General features: G+C 54.0%; 18 protein-coding genes. 13 read left to right on the top strand and 5 right to left on the bottom strand.

Translation table 11 applies throughout. The features are described 5' to 3' along the window. Nucleotides 1-340: 340 nt before the first annotated feature. The 10 genes from J1782_RS06780 (at nucleotide 341) to J1782_RS06825 (ending at nucleotide 9,769) form a co-directional block, all read left to right on the top strand. Nucleotides 341-889 (top strand): tyrosine-type DNA invertase, encoded by a 549-nt coding sequence (locus J1782_RS06780; protein ID WP_152325877.1) that lies wholly within the window; start codon nucleotides 341-343, stop codon nucleotides 887-889. 495 nt (nucleotides 890-1,384) lie between these two features. Beyond that, on the top strand, nucleotides 1,385-1,906 hold the full coding sequence (locus J1782_RS06785; protein WP_152325878.1) for a fimbrial protein: 522 nt from the start codon (nucleotides 1,385-1,387) through the stop codon (nucleotides 1,904-1,906). 107 nt (nucleotides 1,907-2,013) lie between these two features. Beyond that, nucleotides 2,014-2,697: a molecular chaperone gene (locus J1782_RS06790; protein WP_165057086.1), complete on the top strand. Its 684-nt coding sequence runs from the start codon at nucleotides 2,014-2,016 to the stop codon at nucleotides 2,695-2,697. A gap of 97 nt (nucleotides 2,698-2,794) precedes the next feature. Then, entirely contained in the window at nucleotides 2,795-5,353 is a 2,559-nt protein-coding gene (locus J1782_RS06795; protein ID WP_152325880.1) for a fimbria/pilus outer membrane usher protein, read from the top strand. 8 nt (nucleotides 5,354-5,361) lie between these two features. Further along, entirely contained in the window at nucleotides 5,362-6,468 is a 1,107-nt protein-coding gene (locus J1782_RS06800) for a fimbrial protein (protein ID WP_152325881.1), read from the top strand. Between the two features lie 56 nt (nucleotides 6,469-6,524). After that, a complete protein-coding gene (locus tag J1782_RS06805; protein ID WP_217152706.1) occupies nucleotides 6,525-7,058 on the top strand; it encodes a fimbrial protein in 534 nt (177 codons plus the stop codon). A gap of 69 nt (nucleotides 7,059-7,127) precedes the next feature. Further along, nucleotides 7,128-7,646 carry a fimbrial protein gene (locus J1782_RS06810; RefSeq protein ID WP_165057092.1) on the top strand — a complete coding sequence of 173 codons (519 nt, stop codon included), beginning with the start codon at nucleotides 7,128-7,130 and terminating at the stop codon, nucleotides 7,644-7,646. 36 nt (nucleotides 7,647-7,682) lie between these two features. Continuing rightward, nucleotides 7,683-8,201 (top strand): fimbrial protein, encoded by a 519-nt coding sequence (locus tag J1782_RS06815; RefSeq protein WP_152325884.1) that lies wholly within the window; start codon nucleotides 7,683-7,685, stop codon nucleotides 8,199-8,201. Between the two features lie 147 nt (nucleotides 8,202-8,348). Next, nucleotides 8,349-9,059 (top strand): response regulator transcription factor, encoded by a 711-nt coding sequence (locus J1782_RS06820; RefSeq protein WP_235937302.1) that lies wholly within the window; start codon nucleotides 8,349-8,351, stop codon nucleotides 9,057-9,059. Between the two features lie 59 nt (nucleotides 9,060-9,118). Further along, a complete protein-coding gene (locus J1782_RS06825) occupies nucleotides 9,119-9,769 on the top strand; it encodes a response regulator transcription factor (RefSeq protein ID WP_217152707.1) in 651 nt (216 codons plus the stop codon). An 85-nt stretch (nucleotides 9,770-9,854) separates the two neighbouring features. On the opposite strand, the gene J1782_RS06830 is transcribed toward J1782_RS06825, so the two are convergent. After that, nucleotides 9,855-10,424, bottom strand: a complete 570-nt coding sequence (locus J1782_RS06830) for a tyrosine-type DNA invertase (RefSeq protein ID WP_371819747.1) — start codon at nucleotides 10,422-10,424, stop codon at nucleotides 9,855-9,857. Nucleotides 10,425-10,976: 552 nt separating this feature from the next. Here J1782_RS06830 and flhB point away from each other — a divergent pair. Genes flhB through J1782_RS06845 form a run of 3 tightly spaced genes read left to right on the top strand, consistent with a single transcriptional unit; the run spans nucleotide 10,977 to nucleotide 14,623 of the window. After that, nucleotides 10,977-12,128 carry a flagellar biosynthesis protein FlhB gene (gene flhB, locus J1782_RS06835; RefSeq protein ID WP_152325887.1) on the top strand — a complete coding sequence of 384 codons (1,152 nt, stop codon included), beginning with the start codon at nucleotides 10,977-10,979 and terminating at the stop codon, nucleotides 12,126-12,128. After that, nucleotides 12,121-14,205, top strand: coding sequence for a flagellar biosynthesis protein FlhA (gene flhA / locus J1782_RS06840; protein WP_152325888.1), 2,085 nt, complete (start codon nucleotides 12,121-12,123; stop codon nucleotides 14,203-14,205). Before flhB ends, flhA begins: the two co-directional genes overlap by 8 nt. Before the next feature lies 1 nt (nucleotide 14,206). Next, entirely contained in the window at nucleotides 14,207-14,623 is a 417-nt protein-coding gene (locus tag J1782_RS06845) for a flagellar protein FlhE (protein WP_152325889.1), read from the top strand. Nucleotides 14,624-15,033: 410 nt separating this feature from the next. Here the strand turns inward: J1782_RS06845 and aroQ are convergent, their stop codons facing one another. The 4 genes from aroQ to J1782_RS06865 all read right to left on the bottom strand — a co-directional run bounded on the left by aroQ (nucleotide 15,034) and on the right by J1782_RS06865 (nucleotide 19,054). Next, nucleotides 15,034-15,474: a type II 3-dehydroquinate dehydratase gene (gene aroQ, locus J1782_RS06850; RefSeq protein ID WP_152325890.1), complete on the bottom strand. Its 441-nt coding sequence runs from the start codon at nucleotides 15,472-15,474 to the stop codon at nucleotides 15,034-15,036. 15 nt (nucleotides 15,475-15,489) lie between these two features. Continuing rightward, nucleotides 15,490-16,323: an amidohydrolase gene (locus tag J1782_RS06855; RefSeq protein ID WP_165057098.1), complete on the bottom strand. Its 834-nt coding sequence runs from the start codon at nucleotides 16,321-16,323 to the stop codon at nucleotides 15,490-15,492. Next, nucleotides 16,320-17,582 carry a gallate dioxygenase gene (locus tag J1782_RS06860; RefSeq protein WP_195812600.1) on the bottom strand — a complete coding sequence of 421 codons (1,263 nt, stop codon included), beginning with the start codon at nucleotides 17,580-17,582 and terminating at the stop codon, nucleotides 16,320-16,322. The genes J1782_RS06855 and J1782_RS06860 overlap by 4 nt, the downstream gene beginning before the upstream one ends. Nucleotides 17,583-17,674: 92 nt before the next feature. Then, nucleotides 17,675-19,054, bottom strand: coding sequence for an aromatic acid/H+ symport family MFS transporter (locus J1782_RS06865; RefSeq protein ID WP_165057100.1), 1,380 nt, complete (start codon nucleotides 19,052-19,054; stop codon nucleotides 17,675-17,677). Between the last annotated feature and the right edge of the window lie 123 nt (nucleotides 19,055-19,177).

Genomic DNA, 19,177 nt, shown 5'->3' on the forward strand with positions numbered 1-19,177 from the left:
ATTATTTACTTACTCTGCCTGTGTTATTTTCCTTATGATTATATAACCAACCTCACCTATACTCAGATTCAGGGGGTTTTTATTATTGGTTTCATTTCGTGAGGTGAGCGAGTCGCATATATACAGGGCAACAGGTTTAGATGTTTTTTTGAACATTATTAATTTTTTTGCAGGAGGTGCGAGCGTCTTATTAGTGACATTGGGTATTTAAACAAGGAGCAGAAGTTAACCTTTCACTTGCAAGGATTAGCCTGAAAACAAATAAATGTTAACAGACTTTATTTGTCGGGTTGGGTGAACGATAACCTTATCTCAGATAACATACAGAGGAACAGGCACTATGAAAAATCGTAAATATTTGACCCCGTCCGAAGTGGAGAAACTGCTCGAGGCCACGCTGCATGGCAGGCACGCGGAGCGTGATTATTGCCTGATCTGGATGTGCTTTATCCACGGCTGCCGGGTCAGTGAGATCAGCAACTGGCGGCTGTCCGACATCGATATGGAGGGCAATAATATTTATATCCACCGTTTAAAAAATGGTTTTTCTACGGTTCATCCTCTTTATATGAGAGAAAGGAAATCTCTCCGGCTTTGGCTCAATAAAAGGAAGCAATATCGGGGCGCGGATTCAGACTGGTTGTTTTTATCAAACCGTGGCGCGAAATTATCACGGCAGAGAATTTACTGGTTAATTCGTAATTATAGTGAGGCCGCTAATCTCACTATTAATGCCCATCCTCATATGTTAAGACATGGCTGCGGATTTGCGCTTGCCGATCGCGGAATAGATACCCGGTTAATCCAGGATTATTTAGGTCACCGGAATATTCAGAACACCGTTTTATATACCGCCAGCAATGCTCAGCGGTTTAAAGAAGTGTGGTAAATAACATGTAATTAATTATTACAATGGAGTCATTTTGAACTAAATTGGAGCCTATCCTAGTGAGAGCGTAAATCTCTGTCAATACTGTAAATCCCTCCCCGCCAAAATTCACATTAATTAACGTTTTTTCAATAAGTTACTGCCGTAAAAACTATTTTCTCCCCATTTTTATCTCTCGGTTTTTTCTTATATCCCGTTGCTGTGGCTATTCCTTGTCTGCGACACCTCTCAATTTAACCAGATTAAAACACTATAAAAATTAAATTATATGGTTTTAATGACTTTGAATCGTGTGATTTTTGGTGGTTACCACCAAAGGAGTCACTTTAGTTCAAAATGAATCGTTTGGTTTAGGACGTTAACCTGACCAAACGCTTTATTAAATGGAGTGGAACTCCATGAACTAAATAAAGGAATGGCAGATGGTTTTGTCAAAAACAATTCGATTACACCCTGAAGGTGTATCGACAGCAATATGTTAATAGGAAAAATATCGTGAAAAAGAATCTTCTTGTTGTTGCCCTGATGGCTGCTTCCGCTTTTGCTTCTTCAGCTTTCGCCGCTGATGGCGCAGTAAACTTTACCGGCACCATCACTGATGCAGCTTGTACTGTTGATACAGCTTCTAAAGACCAGAACGTCTTCCTGGGCAATATCGCACGTACAGCTTTCCCGGTTGCAGGCACCCTGGCTGCACCTAAGAAGTTCACTCTGGTTCTGACTGACTGCCCGGACACTGTAACTGGTGCAACCGTACGTTTCGACGGCAACCAGGTTTCTGGTGATAACAGCATTCTGGCACTGACCGCTGGCGACACTACCGCTACTGGCGTAGGTATCCAGATTTCTGACAACCAGAACAAAGTGGTTCCCCTGTACGAAGACTCCTCTGTATACCCGCTGGTCAGCACCGGCGCTAACAACCTGGACTTCTCTGCACGTTACATCTCCCTGACTGACGCTGTAACTGTCGGTGATGCAAACGGCGTGACTCAGTTCACCGTTGTTTATCAATAAGTCTTACTGATCGCCTGGCGATCAGATAAGTCAGACCAGGGGCTCCAGAGCCTCTGGTCTGTTTGAACCCTTGGTCTACATGAATCCCAAAGACAGGTTGAATCACCATGAATAAATGGCGCGTCACAGCGGTGGCAGCACTATTAATGACTTTTGCGTCTGCGGCGCAGGCAGGCATCGTCGTGGGCGGAACACGTCTGATTTATGACGGCGGAAAGAAAGAAGCGTCGATCAATATCAGTAACCCGGATCACACGCCGTATCTCATTCAGTCCTGGGTCGATGGCGCCCTGACCGAAACGGGTGCGCAGGGTGAAAAGGCGCCTTTTATCGTCACGCCACCTTTGTTCCGTCTTGATGGCAACCAGCAAAATATCCTGCGAGTCGTTCGCGCGGGCGGCAATTTGCCGGAAAACAAAGAATCGCTCTACTGGCTTAACATTAAATCGATTCCTTCAGCGGAGAAAAAAGAAAACACCCTGCAAATTGCGGTGAAAACACGCATCAAACTGATTTACCGCCCGGCGGCCGTGAAGGATTCGCTGGAAGACGCCGCTAAAACGCTGACCTGGAAACGCGTCGGTAACAGCCTGCAGGTGACCAACCCTTCTGCACATTACATCACTTTCTTCAATGTGAAGATTAACGGCACTGCCGTGAAAGAAGCCACGATGGTTGCACCGCAATCAAGCGCCACCTTTGCCGTTCCTGCATTGAACGGCGGCGCACTGAGCTGGCAGTTCATTAACGACTACGGCGGTACCAGCAAGCCGTTAGTGGCAACACTCTGATCTGCGCCGTCGCCGGATAAGCTTTGCTGTGCGGGCAGGACAAGGGATGGAGGGTGCACCAGTCAGTCTGGTTGCGTTGAAAAATGGAATTATACGAATGAACAAAAAACCGAAGAATAAGACTTCGACCGGCTTTAAACGCTCCCGGATTGCCTGGCTGGTTTCCTGTCAGTTCGCAATGTTAATGGGCGGTGCAGGAATGGCCAGTGCGGCGGAATATTTCAACCCGGCATTACTGGAAATTGATAATCCCGCACAGGGGAAAGCCGATCTTTCTGTTTTTGAAGAAGGGGACTTGCAGCCACCGGGTACGTACCGCGTTGATATTTATCTCAATGGTTCGATGGTCGATACCAAAGACGTCGTATTTTCACTCGTCACAAACAGTTCGGGTAAAAAGAGCCTTCAGCCTTGTCTGAGCACCGAAATGCTCAAAGAGATGGGCGTCAGAACAGGGATGTATCCGGGCATTGCAGCCACGGATGAGTGCGCCAACTTTACCGGCGAAATCCCTCAGTCTTCTGCGGCACTGCGTTTTGATCAGCAGCGGCTGGATCTCAGCATTCCTCAGGCCTCACTCAATTCTCAGGCGCGCGGTTACGTGTCTCCTGACAAATGGGATTCGGGCATTCCGGCGTTCCTGATGAATTACAGTTTCAGCGGGGCGAATACCGAAGCGCGTAATAGCGACACCCGTAATTCCGATACGTATTACCTGAATCTGCGTTCCGGCGCGAATCTGGGTGCCTGGCGTTTGCGTAACTATTCGACCTGGAACCGCGACAGCAAAGGGACCGATCACTGGGATTCCATTAATACGTATTTACAGCGCGATATTCAGGTGCTTAAAAGCCAGCTGACGCTCGGTGACAGCAACTCACCGACGGAAGTTTTCGATACCGTGCCATTCCGTGGGGTTCAGCTGGCAACGGATGACGACATGTTACCCGACAGCATGAAAGGCTATTCGCCGGTCGTGCGCGGGATTGCGCGCAGTAACGCACAGGTCACGATCCGCCAGAACGGATACGTCATTTACCAGAGCTACGTGCCCGCGGGTGCGTTTGCGATTTCCGACCTGTATCCGACGGCGGGCAGTGGTGACCTGAACGTGACTATTAAAGAAGCCGACGGCAGTGAGCAGAATCTGGTTGTGCCGTTCGCCTCGGTGCCGGTGCTTCAGCGTGAAGGCCATCTGAAATACAGCTTCACCAGCGGTCAGTACCGTTCTTACAGCAGCGATGTTGAGAAAACGCCGTTCACGCAGGGCACGGCCATTTATGGTTTACCCCACGGCGCAACGGTGTACGGCGGTTTGCAGGCAGCGAGTAAATATCAGTCGCTGGCGATGGGGCTCGGGCAAAACCTCGGGGCCATCGGTGCCTTGTCGGCGGACGTGACGCAGGCCTGGACCAGGCAGGAAGATAACCCGAAAGACAGCGGTCAGTCATACCGTGTGCGCTACGGTAAAAGCTTCGTTGAATCGGGCACGAACTTCAGCCTGGCCAGTTACCGTTATTCCACGCAGGGCTTCTATACCCTGAAAGAGGCGCTGGAAAGCTATTCCGGCGGCAACGGCTATTACTCCGACCATAAGAAGAGCCGCGCAGAACTGACGCTGAGCCAGAACTTATGGGAAAAAGCCGGTGCGATGTCCCTGAGCCTGGTGAAAGAGGAATACTGGAATAACAACCGTTCTGCCGAGTCTGCCAGCGTGGGTTACAACAACACCTGGAAAGGCGTTTCTTATGGCCTCAACTACACCTACAACCGCAACGGCACTGACAGTAACGGCAACCGCACGTATTACACCGACCAGATTGTCGCGGTCAATATCAGCGTCCCGCTGGGTCAGTGGCTGGCAGGCAGTTATGCCACGTACAACCTCAACACCAGCAAGAACGGCAACACCACGCAAAACGTCGGTCTGAGCGGAACCACGCTGGCGGATAACAACCTGAACTACAGCATCAATCAGGGGTATGGCAGTCAGGGGCAGGGTTCCAACGGGTACGCGAGTGCGGACTACAAAGGCGGTTATGGCGAAGTTAACGCCGGTTACGGTTACGACAACAGCCAGCGGCGCATGGATTACGGCCTGCAGGGCGGCATTCTGGTGCATGAAAACGGCGTGACGCTATCGCAACCGCTGAGCGAAACCATTGTTCTGGTGAAAGCGCCGGGTGCGGATGGCGTCAGCATTGCCAGCAACACCGGTGTAAAAACAGACTGGCGCGGTTATGCGGTGGTGCCGTATGCCACGGCGTACCGTCGCAACCAGATTTCACTCGATACCGCAACGTTACCGGACGACGTCGACATGACGCTGACCAGTACGGCCGTTATCCCGACCCGCGGCGCGGTGGTGCGTGCGGACTTCGATCCTAACGTCGGCCAGCGTGTCCTGATGACCCTGACCCGTGCCGATGGCCAGCCGGTTCCGTTTGGTGCAATGGCGACCAACAGCACCGGTAAAAACGGCAACAGCAGCATCGTGGGCGATAGCGGACAAGTGTATCTGTCCGGTCTGGCCGACGCGGGCAAGCTGGACGTGAAATGGGGCAGCGGCGCGTCACAAGCGTGTCAGGTGAATTACACCCTGTCTGAGCAGCCTGCCGGTTCGGGGATTCAGATGATTAACGGAGCCTGCCGGTGAGGGCAGATATGGAAATGAATAATCAACATCCTGAACAGTCAGTGGAAAGGGAAAACGTACATATGGCGTCTGAAATCATTCATCCCCGCATCTCTCTCTGGGGAAAAACCTGCGCGCTGGTCTGTTTTAGCCTGTCGGTCTGGGCGATGAGCAGCACTGCGCAGGCGGCGAGCTGTCAGCCAACGGACGGCACCAAAACCTATAACTTCGGCATGGATTATCTGCTGAGTGACCCGGCGCAAAACACCGCCGGGATGGTGAAGCCGGACGCGTTTACCTGGAACCTGAGCGGAAACTATAACGTCACCTGTTCCTGTACCGGCAGCTACACCGGCGCATATGCGACCGCCAAAGTGCCGGATACCGGCATGGTCTACAGCGACGGTACGCTGAACTATTATGCGATCAACGACTACCTCGCGGTGGCCAGTAAGGTGTACATCGCCGGGCAGGTGAACGACTTTATCGCGACGCCTTTTGACGGGCGCAGCAATCTCAATACGGCGACCAGTTGCGATAAATACCCGTATGCGACAGGGTCCAGAGGCTCGGTGTCACTTTACTTCCGTCGTCCTTTTGTCGGTGTTCAAAACATCCCTCTGACGAAAATTGTTGATGTGTATATCGCGACCGATGCCACGACGCAGTCCCCGACGCCGGTATCCACGGTCTGGATGAGCGGAACGGTCACCGTCCCCCAGTCCTGTGTGATCAACGGCGGCGGTGTGATCACCGTGCCTTTCGGCGACATCATGTCCGGTGATATTTCAACCAAAGGCGAGATGGCGAAAAACTTCACGCCGAAGAATGTCGCTTTCAACGTCGCCTGTACCAACATCTCAGACGGGGTTCAGGTCAGCCTTTCCTTCCAGGGCACACCGGATGGAAACGATCCGACTGCGCTGGCGACAACGAACAGTGATGTGGCGGTGCGACTTCAGGATGCGGCGGGCAAAACCGTTGCGCCAGTGAGTGGTTTCCTGCCGCTGAACATGGATTACACGTCTCAGGTGGGAACATCGGAAATCAACTTATATCCCTTTAACACCACGGGGAATATGCCAGATACCGGGAACTTCACGGCAACGGCCACGATCCGCGCTGAAATTCAGTAATGCCTGCGCCCGAAGCGCAGCGTGACTGACAGAGTAAAGATAAGGAGATGAGTACGATGAACTCTCAACGGAATAAACAGCAGATTGTGACGGCGCTGGTGCTGGGTGCGGCTTTTGTCCTGGCCTCACAGGTCGCGAAAGCCGACACCATCATGAATATTACCGGCAACATCAAGGCGTCGCCGTGCACGATCAACGTGCCAGCCGGCGGGCTGAATGTCGATCTGGGGCAAAACATCCAGGCGGCCAGTCTGGTGGCACCGGGCGCAGCGTCGGACTGGAAATCATTTTCCATCGCGCTGACCGCCTGCCCGACGTCAACAGCGACGGTGACCCTGACGATGAACGGTACGCAGGATGACGCTGACAACACGTTGTATGCCAATGCCGGTACGGCGGGAAACGCGCAAATCGAAGTACAAAACAGCGAGGGAACGCGTCTGGGTAACGCCGTTCAGTATACAAAAAATATTGATGCGGCCAGCCGTGGCGCTGAATTCGACCTGCAAGCCCGCGCGTATACCGTTAACGGCAATGTGACGCCGGGAACGATAAACGGTGTGCTGCTGGCGACGTTTATCTACGAATAACGTCGCATGGCACGTTCACTAAACACAATTTCCAACATGACTTTTATTAACGTGAAAACAGGAAATGACATGAAAGGACTTATGAAAACTTCATCGCTGGCGCTGGTCATTTTTGCTGGCCTGAGCCAGAGCAGCTTTGCGGATCCGACACAAATCAACATTAACGGCACGGTCGTGGCCTCTGCCTGTACCGTTGATAATGCCGGTGCTCCGGTGCAGGTGACGCTCGATACGCTGGAAGCCACGGCGCTGGCGACCGCGGGCGAATCAGGTGGATGGAAAACGTTTGATCTGAAGCTGATTAACTGCCCGGCAACCACTACCGTCAGCACCGCGACTTTTGCCGGTACGCCTGCCACGGCGAACGCCAACCTGTACACCAATACCGGTACTGCGACCAACGTAGAAGTGGAACTGCAAAACACGGCAGGTAAGCAGCTGGGTAACGGCGCGACGTACGCGGTAGATGTTGATGCCAGCACCCATGAAGTGGTCTACCCGTTGCAGGCCCGCGCGTTCACGACCGCCGGTTCTGTCATGCCAGGAACGATCATCGGTTCTGTACAAGCCACCTTCACCTACCAGTAACGGCGGGCGGGCACGGGCCGTCATGGGAGACATTCAATGAAGCCAATAAAAAGTATTCAGGGCGTTCTGCTGCTGGCAGCGGGGGTCAGCGCGTCTGCTGCTAGCGCTACAGATCTGAATATCAACGGGAAGGTCGTCAGCAGCCCGTGCATTGTGGATACCGCGTCAGTCAGCCGCGATGTGGATTTTGGTCAGCTCATTATCAAAAAGGATCTGGCGACGGCGGGGGCAGGCGGGGACTGGAAATCCTTTGAGGTCAGGCTGAACAATTGCCCTGCGACGGTTTCCAGCGTCATCGCTAATTTCACCGGCACACCGGCGCAGGAAGACGCGACGCTTTACAGCAACAGCGGAACGGCCACTCACGTTGGCGTACAACTGGTCACCGATGTCGATAAAACGGTAGTACTGGCACCCGGAAGTCAGTTAAGCGCTGATGTCGATGCGCAGAGAAGCGCGGTGTACGAGCTGGCCGCGCGGCCTTACACCACGAGCGGCGAGGTGACTCCCGGCTCACTGGTGAGCCTGACACAAATTAACTTTACCTATCAGTAGCATCGCCTTCTTTCCTGTCTGCTACCGGAGGGGCTGGCGGGAAAGGGCATTCATAAAGCGGTGAACAATGGATGTTGTTCACCAGAAGGGAATTCGTTTCGTGCCATCGGGCACGGGAAGGATCACTGAAAATACAAGGAAGACATTATGAACAGTTTAAACAGCGTCAGATTTCATCAGCATGCCTTCATTTCTGCGGCCGCGGCCGCCTATCCGCAAGGGGCGTTTATTATGGATGCCTGCCCGGTTACCGCGCTGGGTGTGAAAAAAATGCTGGTCGAATCCGCCGGGATCACCGGACCTTTTACCTATGTTCAGTCACTTGCCGCTATCCCGGAGAAAATTGCCGACGCGCCGCCCGCGTTGCTGATTATGGATATTTGCGGTGAAAAGGAATCCGTGCTCGACGGGTTACGCCTGCTTTCCCAGATCGTGACGTCCAGTCCGGCCATGAAAATTGTGATTTGTACTGACTACAGTGACCACCGGATCCTCGAACTTTTAGCGTCTTCCGGGGCTCACGGCCTGTTGCTCAAAAATGAGCCGGTACTGGCGCTGGAGCAATGCGTTACAGAAGTGCTGGCTGGTGCAACACAGTGGTTAAGCCCGCGTGCGCGGCAAATCCTCTCCGGTACCCGACAAACCACGACACCGCTCACCGCGCGTGAGCTGGACGTGCTCGCGTATCTGTTCTCCGGCCTGAGCGTTTCGCGGGTCGCGCAAAGACTCCACCGGGATATCCGCACCGTCAGCACGCATAAGCGCAATGCAATGATGAAACTGGGGTTTCACAATGACAGCGAGCTCTTTGCCCAGGGGACGTGGATGGCCAAAATCGGCCCGTCCGCGATCATGTAATTTCAGATGACTGAGCCACGAGCCGGGAATTTATTCCCGGCAAGTCAGGGAGCTACACCATGATTCACGCCCACATCAAACCCCGGACAATCGCCCTGATGGACAGCCATCCGCTGACGCTTTCCGGGCTGTCCTATCTGGTTAACTCCATCGACGAGACCTGTGATATCCGGATGGAAGAGACCAGTCTGGGCCGCATTGCAGAAGGCCTCATGTACCAGTCGGTGGACATTCTCATCACTGATCTTCATGGTTATCAGGAAAGTATTCAGGAAGGGCAGGAAATTCTTCAGCGCCTGAGCCTGCAATTTCCGCAGCTGATCATAGTGGTTTATACGCTTTGTCACGACGCCGAAAAACTGAAAAAATTGCTCAAATTCAGCAATATCAGCCTGATTGCGCGCGGAGAGTCGCCGGTGATTACCGACGACTTATTCCGCCACGCGCTGGCGAAAAAAAAAGTGTTAAGCCCGCTGATTTGCTGCACGTTAGCAGAGCAGGATGCGGCCAGTCAGCGCACCGGGTTCCGGCTGACGCAAAGTGAAAATGAGATTATTAAATACCTCCTCAACGGCATGAGCCTCAGCCAGATTGCAGAATTGAAAAATCTCAGCATCAAAACCGTCAGTGCGCATAAGTGTAATGTCATGCGCAAGCTGCACATCACCACCGATGCGGAATTGTTCCTGCTGCTCAAAAATGGCCTGTGAACTGTGGGGGATTTTGCAATCCCCGCTAAATGGATAAGCCCGGTGAGCCGCACACAGCGGCACCTGACGGGCGGGCACGTGCCCGTTATATGGTGATTGACCTGAATCGTCCGGCATTACTGGCGGTATAAATAACCGTGTTCTGAATATTTCTGTGGCCGAGATAATCCTGAATCAGCCGGGTGTCGCAGCCGGTATCTGCCAGCGCATAACCACAGGCGTGCCTGAGCATATGCGGATGAACTGCCACGTTAATTCCCGCCTCCTCGCCGTATTTACGGAACAAACGATAGAGTTGTTGCCGGGACAGTTGCCCGCCGTGACGTGAAAGAAATAACCATTCCGAGTCAGAGTCAAGATATTGTGAGCGTATTTCAAGCCACTCCTTAATAACGATCATTTCCCTGTCCTGAATGGGATGTTGAACGGAAAACCCGTTTTTAAGCCGGTTGATATAAATTATTTGTGTCGAAAGTTCAACGTCCTTAACCCGTAAATTAGCCAGCTCGCTGACCCGGAGGCCGTGAATAAAACACATTAATAACATGCATTTATCGCGAGTTTTGTTAATTCCTGTCGAAACCGTACCGACGAGTCTCTCCATCTCAACCTGAGTTAAGTACTTTCTCCCGCTCATATTTTTTCTTTCCTTGATTAATTGCAGATGATTTATGTTCTTACGGGACTGTTTAAGTCCCGGAACAAAGAGAGGCTAAGGGATGTTATTTTGATCACCGGCGAGCTTTTTCGCAGAGAGTTCCACAAATGTCAGTCATGCATGTTCAGGGAAATATCAGAAAAAACGGTAATGTAATAATATCGCCTGAAGTCAACGTGAAAGAAAACTCATTTTTTCAGGGCGATTAACGGTGATTTCAGGCAATGAATTTTACACAGCAGTGCTATCCACAAAATAAAAACTGATCAGTTTGGCGGAGGAATTCTAACGTCTAAACTTCTCAAAAAGGAAGGCCACATATGCTATTTTTTGATCATTCCATAAGAATAAACCCACGAAAAGTCAGTGAATTCCTAAAGTGGCGTCCTGCAGCGTAAGGATCTTCGAGAAATTTGTTCATTTGATTTAGTAAACAGACCTCAAAACCTGCCTCTTTTCCATCCATAAGACTTGGCCGCTTTTGTCATGCTATGCATGAAATTGTGCCCGCCGCTCTTTGCGCCGGGTAAATGCTGACAGGAAACACCGGTGGCTGAAGACAGCGATCTCGAAAAGACAGAAGCCCCCACATCCCACAGGCTGGAAAAAGCCCGTGAAGAAGGGCAAATCCCGCGTTCGCGCGAACTGACCTCGATGCTGATGCTCGGGGGCGGTTTGACGTTGCTGTGGGTTTCCGGTGAATCGATGGCGCGTCAGCTGGGGGTGATGATCTCGCAGGGGCTGAAATTTGATCACGGCATGGTCAGCGATGACCGCCAGGTATTGCAGCAAATGGCGACACTGCTGGGCCGCGCTGTCTGGGCATTATTGCCGGTTATCGGCGGCCTGATCCTGATCGCGCTGGCTGCGCCGCTGTTGCTCGGCGGGCTGATGTTCAGCGGGAAATCTTTTGCACCGAAATTCAGTCGTATGGATCCGATTGCCGGATTTAAGCGTTTGTTCTCCGGTCAGGTGCTGGCCGAATTGCTCAAGGCCATCCTGAAAGCGCTGCTGGTCGGCTCTGTCGCCGGTTTTTATGTGTGGCACAAATGGCCGGACATGATGCGGCTGATGGCGCAACCGACGATCCCCGCACTCGGCGAAGCGCTGAACATGGTGGCGTTCTGCGGGCTGATGGTGGTTCTCGGGTTAACGCCGATGGTGGCGTTCGACGTGTTCTGGCAAATCTGGAGCAACCTGAAAAAACTGCGCATGAGTAAGCAGGATATCCGCGACGAACATAAAAGTCAGGAAGGCGACCCGCATGTTAAAGGCCGTATCCGCCAGCAACAGCGCGCCATGGCACGCCGCCGCATGATGGCCGATGTGCCGAAAGCCGACGTCATTGTGACCAACCCGACGCACTACGCCGTCGCATTGCAGTACAGCGAAAACAAAATGAGCGCACCGAGAGTGCTGGCGAAAGGCGCAGGTGATGTGGCGCTGCGCATTAAAGAGCTGGGTGCCGAACACAAAATTCCGATGCTGGAAGCGCCGCCGCTGGCGCGTGCGCTTTACCGGCACAGTGAAATTGGTCAGCAAATCCCGACCGCGCTGTATGCCGCGGTTGCCGAAGTTCTGGCCTGGGTTTATCAGCTTAAACGCTGGAAGCGCGAAGGCGGACTGATCCCGAAAAAACCTCAACATTTGCCAGTGCCTGACGGTCTGGATTTTGCAGGAGAAAGTGATACCCATGGCTAATCTGGCCGCGATGCTGCGTTTACCCGCCAACTTTAAGTCCGGACAATGGCAGGTTCTGGCAGGCCCAATCCTCATCCTGATGATCCTGTCGATGATGGTGCTGCCTTTGCCGCCGTTCCTTCTCGACTTGTTGTTCACGTTCAACATTGCGCTGTCTATCATGGTGTTGCTGGTGGCGATGTTCACCCAGCGGACGCTCGATTTTGCGGCTTTCCCGACCATCCTGCTGTTCTCAACCTTATTACGTCTGTCGCTCAACGTCGCCTCCACGCGCGTGATCTTACTGGAAGGTCACACCGGCGGCGCGGCGGCGGGGCGGGTTATTGAAGCATTCGGCCACTTCCTGGTCGGCGGTAACTTCGCCATCGGTATCGTGGTGTTTATCATCCTGGTGCTGATTAACTTTATGGTTATCACCAAAGGTGCCGGGCGTATCGCCGAAGTTGGCGCGCGTTTCGTCCTCGACGGGATGCCGGGTAAACAGATGGCGATCGACGCCGACCTCAACGCCGGTTTAATTGGCGAAGACGAAGCGAAAAAACGCCGCAGCGATGTCACGCAGGAAGCAGACTTCTACGGTTCGATGGACGGTGCGAGTAAGTTCGTGCGCGGTGACGCTGTCGCCGGTCTGATGATTATGATCATCAACGTGGTCGGCGGCCTGCTGGTGGGCGTGCTGCAACACGGTATGGATCTCGGCCACGCCGCAGAAAGTTACACCTTGCTGACCATCGGTGACGGTCTGGTCGCGCAGATCCCTGCATTGGTGATCTCCACCGCTGCCGGTGTCATCGTGACCCGCGTCGGTACCAATCAGGACGTCGGCGAGCAGATGGTCACCCAGCTGTTCCGCAATCCGCGCGTCATGATGCTGAGTGCCGGTGTTCTCGGGCTGCTCGGCATGGTGCCGGGCATGCCAAATCTGGTTTTCCTGCTGTTCACCGGCGCTTTGCTGGCGCTGGCGTGGTGGACGCGCGGTCAGGAGCAGAAAGCTCCTGCGGCAAAAGAAGCGGCACCGTCGGCAGCCGACAGCGGCAAACAGCTGGTGGAAGCCAGCTGGTCAGACGTACAGCTTGAAGATCCGCTGGGCATGGAAGTGGGCTACCGCCTGATTCCGATGGTGGACTTTGCGCAAAACGGCGAACTGCTGGGGCGTATCCGCAGTATCCGTAAGAAATTCGCGCAGGAGATGGGGTATCTGCCGCCGGTGATCCACATCCGCGACAACCTCGAACTGCCGCCTGCCGGTTACCGCATCCTGATGAAAGGCGTCGAAATCGGTACAGGGACCGCACATCCGGGGCGCTGGATGGCGATCAACCCGGGTAACGCCATTGGCGAACTGCCGGGTGAACCGACGGTCGATCCGGCGTTCGGGCTGGCGGCGGTATGGATTGAACCGGCGATGCGCGAACAGGCACAAATTCAGGGCTTCACCGTGGTCGAAGCCAGTACCGTGGTGGCGACGCACCTCAATCACCTGATCAGCCTGCACGCCAAAGAATTGTTTGGCCGTCAGGAAACGCAGGAACTGATGGAGCGCGTCACCAAGGAAATGCCGAAGCTGACGGAAGATTTCATTCCGGGCGTGATTTCCCTGACCAACATGCACAAGGTGCTGCAAAATCTGTTGTCCGAACGTGTGTCGATTCGCGACATGCGCACGATTGTTGAAACGCTGGCGGAATACGCGCCAAACCAGCCTGATCCAAACGAACTGACGGCGGTAGTTCGCGTCGCGCTGGGCAGGGCGATTACTCAGCAATGGTTCCCGGGTAATGGCGAAGTACAGGTTATCGGGCTGGATACGGCGCTTGAACGTCTGCTGTTACAGGCGCTGCAAAGCGGCGGCGGACTAGAACCGGGGCTGGCCGATCGTCTGTTAACGCAGTCTGAAGCCGCGTTACAGCGTCAGGATATGCTCAGCGCGCCACCGGTCCTGCTGGTGAATCACGCGCTGCGCCCGCTGTTGTCGCGCTTCCTGCGCCGCTCACTGCCGCAGATTGTGGTGATGTCGAATCTCGAAATGACCGACAGCCGCCAGATCCGCATGACCGCCACCATTGGTGGTGAATAAGATGCTTCGCACCGTGCTGCTCGTCCTCAGCCTGATAAGCCTGCCGGCGGTTGCCGCATCAGGTTCCTGGTCGGATACTCAGCGCGGCGTAACGCTGCAAAACCGGGGCGTGATGATGTCGTCACCGCCGCTGGCCGCCGCAGATTCCGCGCCGGTCAGGCAAAAAAGTTCGGCGACGATCACCACGGTCAGCTGGAAATATGAAGTGCTCGGCGCAAGACCGGCAGGATTACAGGTGAAACTCTGCAACACCCTGAATCACTGCGTGGAGCTGGATGCGGACAGCGGTTCGACGCGTTCGTTTTACGGCCAGACCGCCCGCTCCCCGCTGCGGTTTGTGTATTTCGTCACGGGAAATGGGGCGATGAATACGCCGCTACGGGTCATCGGCAATCAGGTGATTGTGAATTACCGGTGAGCCACCGGATAGCTTGAACGATTTTTCAACTGCTTATCGGGAAAGCTTCGGTTTTTCAATCACTGTGATCACTTAGCTTCCTGCGCCAAAACCGACCCAAAGAGGGAAGTACTTTCCCTCTTTGGGATTTCTCCCCACTTTTTCAACACGCGCTACCGCTCGCTGGCACTGTTTCAGCAACTTCTGCTCGTGCCGCAAAATCCCGCCGCTGCGCGGTTCCTTCCAGTCGGATTACAAACCGCGAGAAAAGATACACGTTTTTCCACCTCTCCTTTCAGCGTGATTTTTGAAAGCGGCCAATAACTATGTAATCCGGAAGAGTAAAGTGTCCACTGGCTATGTTATTCCTCGCAGGAAAGGGAATGGACCGGGGGCATGTTAGGGTTTTTACACTTTATCTGGCTGGCGGTTTACTTACTCAAATTCACCACAGCCTGGCGGATGGCATATTCGTATCCCTGGATGCCAAAACCGCAGATCACACCGACGGAAACGTCGGAGAGGAAAGAGTGGTGGCGGAAGGCGTCGCGTTTATGCACGTTGGTGATATGGACTTCGTACAGCGGCAGGCTGACGGCGGTGACGGCGTCGCGCAGGGCGACAGACGTGTGGGTCCAGGCCGCGGCGTTCAGCACGATGGCGTCGGTGGTGCCGCGGCAGGCCTGAATGCGGTCAATTAAATCGCCTTCATGGTTGGTCTGGAAAAATTCGATTTCTGCACCGCAGCTTTTCCCTGTCTGATGACACAAGGTTTCGAGGGTTGCCAGCGTGTCATAACCGTAAGTTTCCGGTTCGCGGGTGCCGAGCAGATTCAGGTTCGGGCCGTTAAAGACGGCAATTTTGTAGTTCATAGGGTCTTCCTTTCTTCAGTAATCTGCAAAACCAAACAGGTCTTTCGGCGTCTGCCACAGGATCTGGTGCCGCGTTTTCTCATCCGGGAATAACTGTTCCACCAGCATCAGTAATGTGCCGAGATCCATCCGGTGTTCTGCGCGCAGGAACGGCCAGTCTGATCCCCACATGCAATGTTCTGCGCCGAATGCCTCAAGCAGCGCGTGCTGATAAGCGTGGCCGTCCTGATACGGAAAAGGCTGACGGCTGAATTTCGATAAGCCGGACAGTTTCACCCAGACGCGTTGCTGGCTCGCGAGCTGCAACAGCGCCTGAAACGCCGGTTGCTGCAAACCTTGCGTCACATCCGGGCGGCCGGAGTGATCGATGAGCAGGCGGGTTTTCGTGCGGTTGATCAGCGGCAAAAGTGCCAGCAGCTGGTCGTCCTGTACCTGAATGGCGGCGAACATGTCCAGTTCGGTCAGGCGTCCCATCAGGGCGTCGAGGTGTAAAAAAGGTGCGGTGCCGAGCATCGCCACATTCATCGCGATACCGACCACGCCGGCCAGTTTGAGCGCGGCGAGTCTTTCCAGCGAAATATCAAAAGGCACCACGGCGATGCCCTTGAAGCGGCCGTTACCTTTTTCCAGCGCATCGAGCAGGCATGAGCTGTCGGTGTTATACCCTGACGTCGGGCCGACAATCAGGGAGTGGCGGATGTTGTAGGCTTGCATCACCGCACGGTAATAATCGGCGGTGCCAATCTCGTGCCCTTCCGGACGGTACGGCGTGTCCGGAAGGTACGGGAAGCGCGCCGGATCAAACACGTGATGATGGGTGTCGATCTTGGGTTGCTCAAATATCGTCATGCTTTCGCTTTACCTGCTACTGAGTAGAGAACTTGCTGATTGCGGGTCTTCTGGAATTCTTCCAGCGTTTCACCGCGCATCGCGGAATAAATATGTAAGTTAGACACACCCACCACGGCACCGAGTTTTTCCAGCAGGAAGAAGCTCACGCCGTAATGAATCATCCCGCGCCAGTCGAGTTCGCGCAGGAGTTTTTGTTCATCAGCGGTCAGTTTGTTTTCGGCAAACATCGCATTCTGGTCAGTGAGGAAACGCTCGCGCCATGCGGGCTGGATCAGACGATGCAGGAACCGGTTCATCCGGAATGCTTTCAGGCTGCGCGCCTGTGTAAACGGATAGGTACCTGGCAGTTTTTCCACGCCCGCCAGCTGTTGTGCTATTTTATCGCGCTGACGCTGCTGCACGTCCACCGGCGCTTCGCGGGACTGGTTTTCGAGGATCAGCGTGGCGATACCGGTCATCGACGGCAGATAATAGGCCTGATGCAGTTTCTTCACGTTGGCAGACAGCGCGCCGCGCATCACCAGCCACATGATGACTTCCGAACCTTCAAGCCCGCCGAGAGTGGCGAATTCCGCCAGCGTCATTTCGGTCAGACGTTCCGGATCGTTCACAATCATATCGACAAACTGTTCGTCCCACTGCGGGTTGTTAAAGCCGCAACGTTCGCCGTGAACCTGATGGGAAACGCCGCCGGTGGCGACAATCGCCACGTTCAGATCTTCCGGGAAACTTTCGATGGCGCGACGCAGCGCCTGACCGAGTTTGTAGCAACGGCGCGCCGTCGGGATCGGGAACTGCAACACGCCAATTTGCAGCGGAACGATTTGCGTCGGCCAGCCGCCTTCATGCGGCATCAGCGCGGAAAGCGGTGAAAACAGGCCGTGATCCAGCGGTTTGTCCTGGAAGAACGACATATCAAATTCGTCTGCCATCAGGCTGGCTCCGATGTGCTGAGACAGCGCCGCATGGCCTTTCACTGGCGGCAAGTCGCGCGGGCCACCACCTTCATCCGCGACCTCATAGTGGTCATCAATGCCTAACGTAAATGCCGAATAGTGATCAAAGAAAAAGGAGGTGACGTGGTCGTTGAAGATGTACACCAGCGCGTCGGGTTTCTTTTCTTCGAGCCATTTTTGCATCGGTGCAAAACTCTCGAAAATCGGTGCCCAGGCGCTTTCGTCCTGTTTGTTGTGATCCACTGCGAAACCGATAGTCGGGGTATGTGAAACCGCTAAACCGCCTATGATCTTAGCCATCTTAAATCCTCTGAACTTTTTGTAGGGTAATCGCAGCGCAGCCGCTGCGTCAGTATATTTATGTTTCTAATTATAAGGAGGCTAACGTAAGGTTAGCGGATGTTCATGGTGCGCGACAACTCCGGGATGTCAGTAATATCAACGCCTTTGATCATCTCGGCCGGGTGTGCCGCGCGGTGCAAAAGAATACTCAGGCCGGCCAGCAGGGCAGGCAACGCCAGAATAATAAAGATCATGTTTTGGCCGGAGAAAATGCCCAGCAGGACGCCGCCCATCGACGAGCTGATAATCGCGCCGCTGCGGCCAATACCGTGCATCCAGCAGACACCGGTGGCGCGCATTTCGGTCGGGTAGAAGGCCGGGGAGAACGCCTGAAGCCCGGTCTGTGCGCCGTTAATACACACGCCGCTGATGAAGACCAGAAGCGCCAGCACGTCCGGGCCGAAGTTGCCGATACCCTGCGACAGCAGGCTTATCATGCCCATGATGTAGAAACCGGCGATGACGCGTTTCGCGGTGAATTTATCCATCAGACCGCCGACCATCAGGCCGCCGAAGGTGCCGCCGAGCTGAAATAAACCGGCGACGATAGCGGCACGTTCCAGCGAGAAACCGCCGTTACGCATAATGGTTGGCAGCCAGCCGTTGAGCAGGTAAATCACGAACAGCCCCATGAAATACGTGACCCACAGAACAATCGTGCCTTTGGCATAACCGTTGGTGAACAGCTGGAAGACTTTGGCTTTTTTCTGAATCACCGGCGCCTTCAGGACGAATTTGGTTTCCGCGCTGAACAGGCCACCGGCGCGGGTCAGCACTTTGGCAATCTTCTCTTTCGCAACGTTGCGCACCACCATGTACATCGCCGATTCCGGCAGGATCCACATCAGCAATGGCAGCATCAGCAGCGGCACAATGCCGCCTGCGAAGATCACCGCTTTCCAGCCAAAATGCGGTAACAAACCGGCGGCGACAAAGCCTCCGGCACCGGAGCCGACGTTAAAGCCGCTGTACATCACGGTGATCATCAGGCTGCGGCGGCGCTCCGGCATGTATTCCGAAACCAGTGTGACGGTGTTGGGCATGACCGCGCCTAAACCGAGGCCGGTGAGAAAACGTAAAATGGCCATTTCCACCGGTGTGCGGGCGAAGGTACTCAGCAGGCTGAACAGGGCGAAGCAGAGAATGGACCACATCAGGACGCGTTTTCGCCCGAAACGGTCGGCGTTTGGCCCGGCAATCAGCGCGCCGATAGCGACGCCGAACATGGCTGCACCCAGGATCGGCCCCATTTCCGCACGGCTGATGCCCCAGTCTTCAATCAGCGCCGGGGCGATAAAACCCATCACCGCCGCGTCGTAGCCGTCGAACATAATGATGATGAAACACAGCCCCAGAACCACCCATTGATATTTTGATATCGGGCGTTCGTCTATCCACGTTTTAACATCCACGATGGTGTTGTTGCTCATAGGGTACGCTCTCTGTTTTTTTTATTAATATGTGATCGGATTAAAACTTTGAAAAAATACTCACTGACTTCCGGAGCACACCGGCGTGCCGTGATGGGGTTTTATTAAAATTATTTTATTTAT

The organism is Rahnella sp. BCC 1045, from assembly GCF_019049615.1.
Classification (GTDB): Bacteria; Pseudomonadota; Gammaproteobacteria; order Enterobacterales; family Enterobacteriaceae; genus Rahnella; species Rahnella contaminans.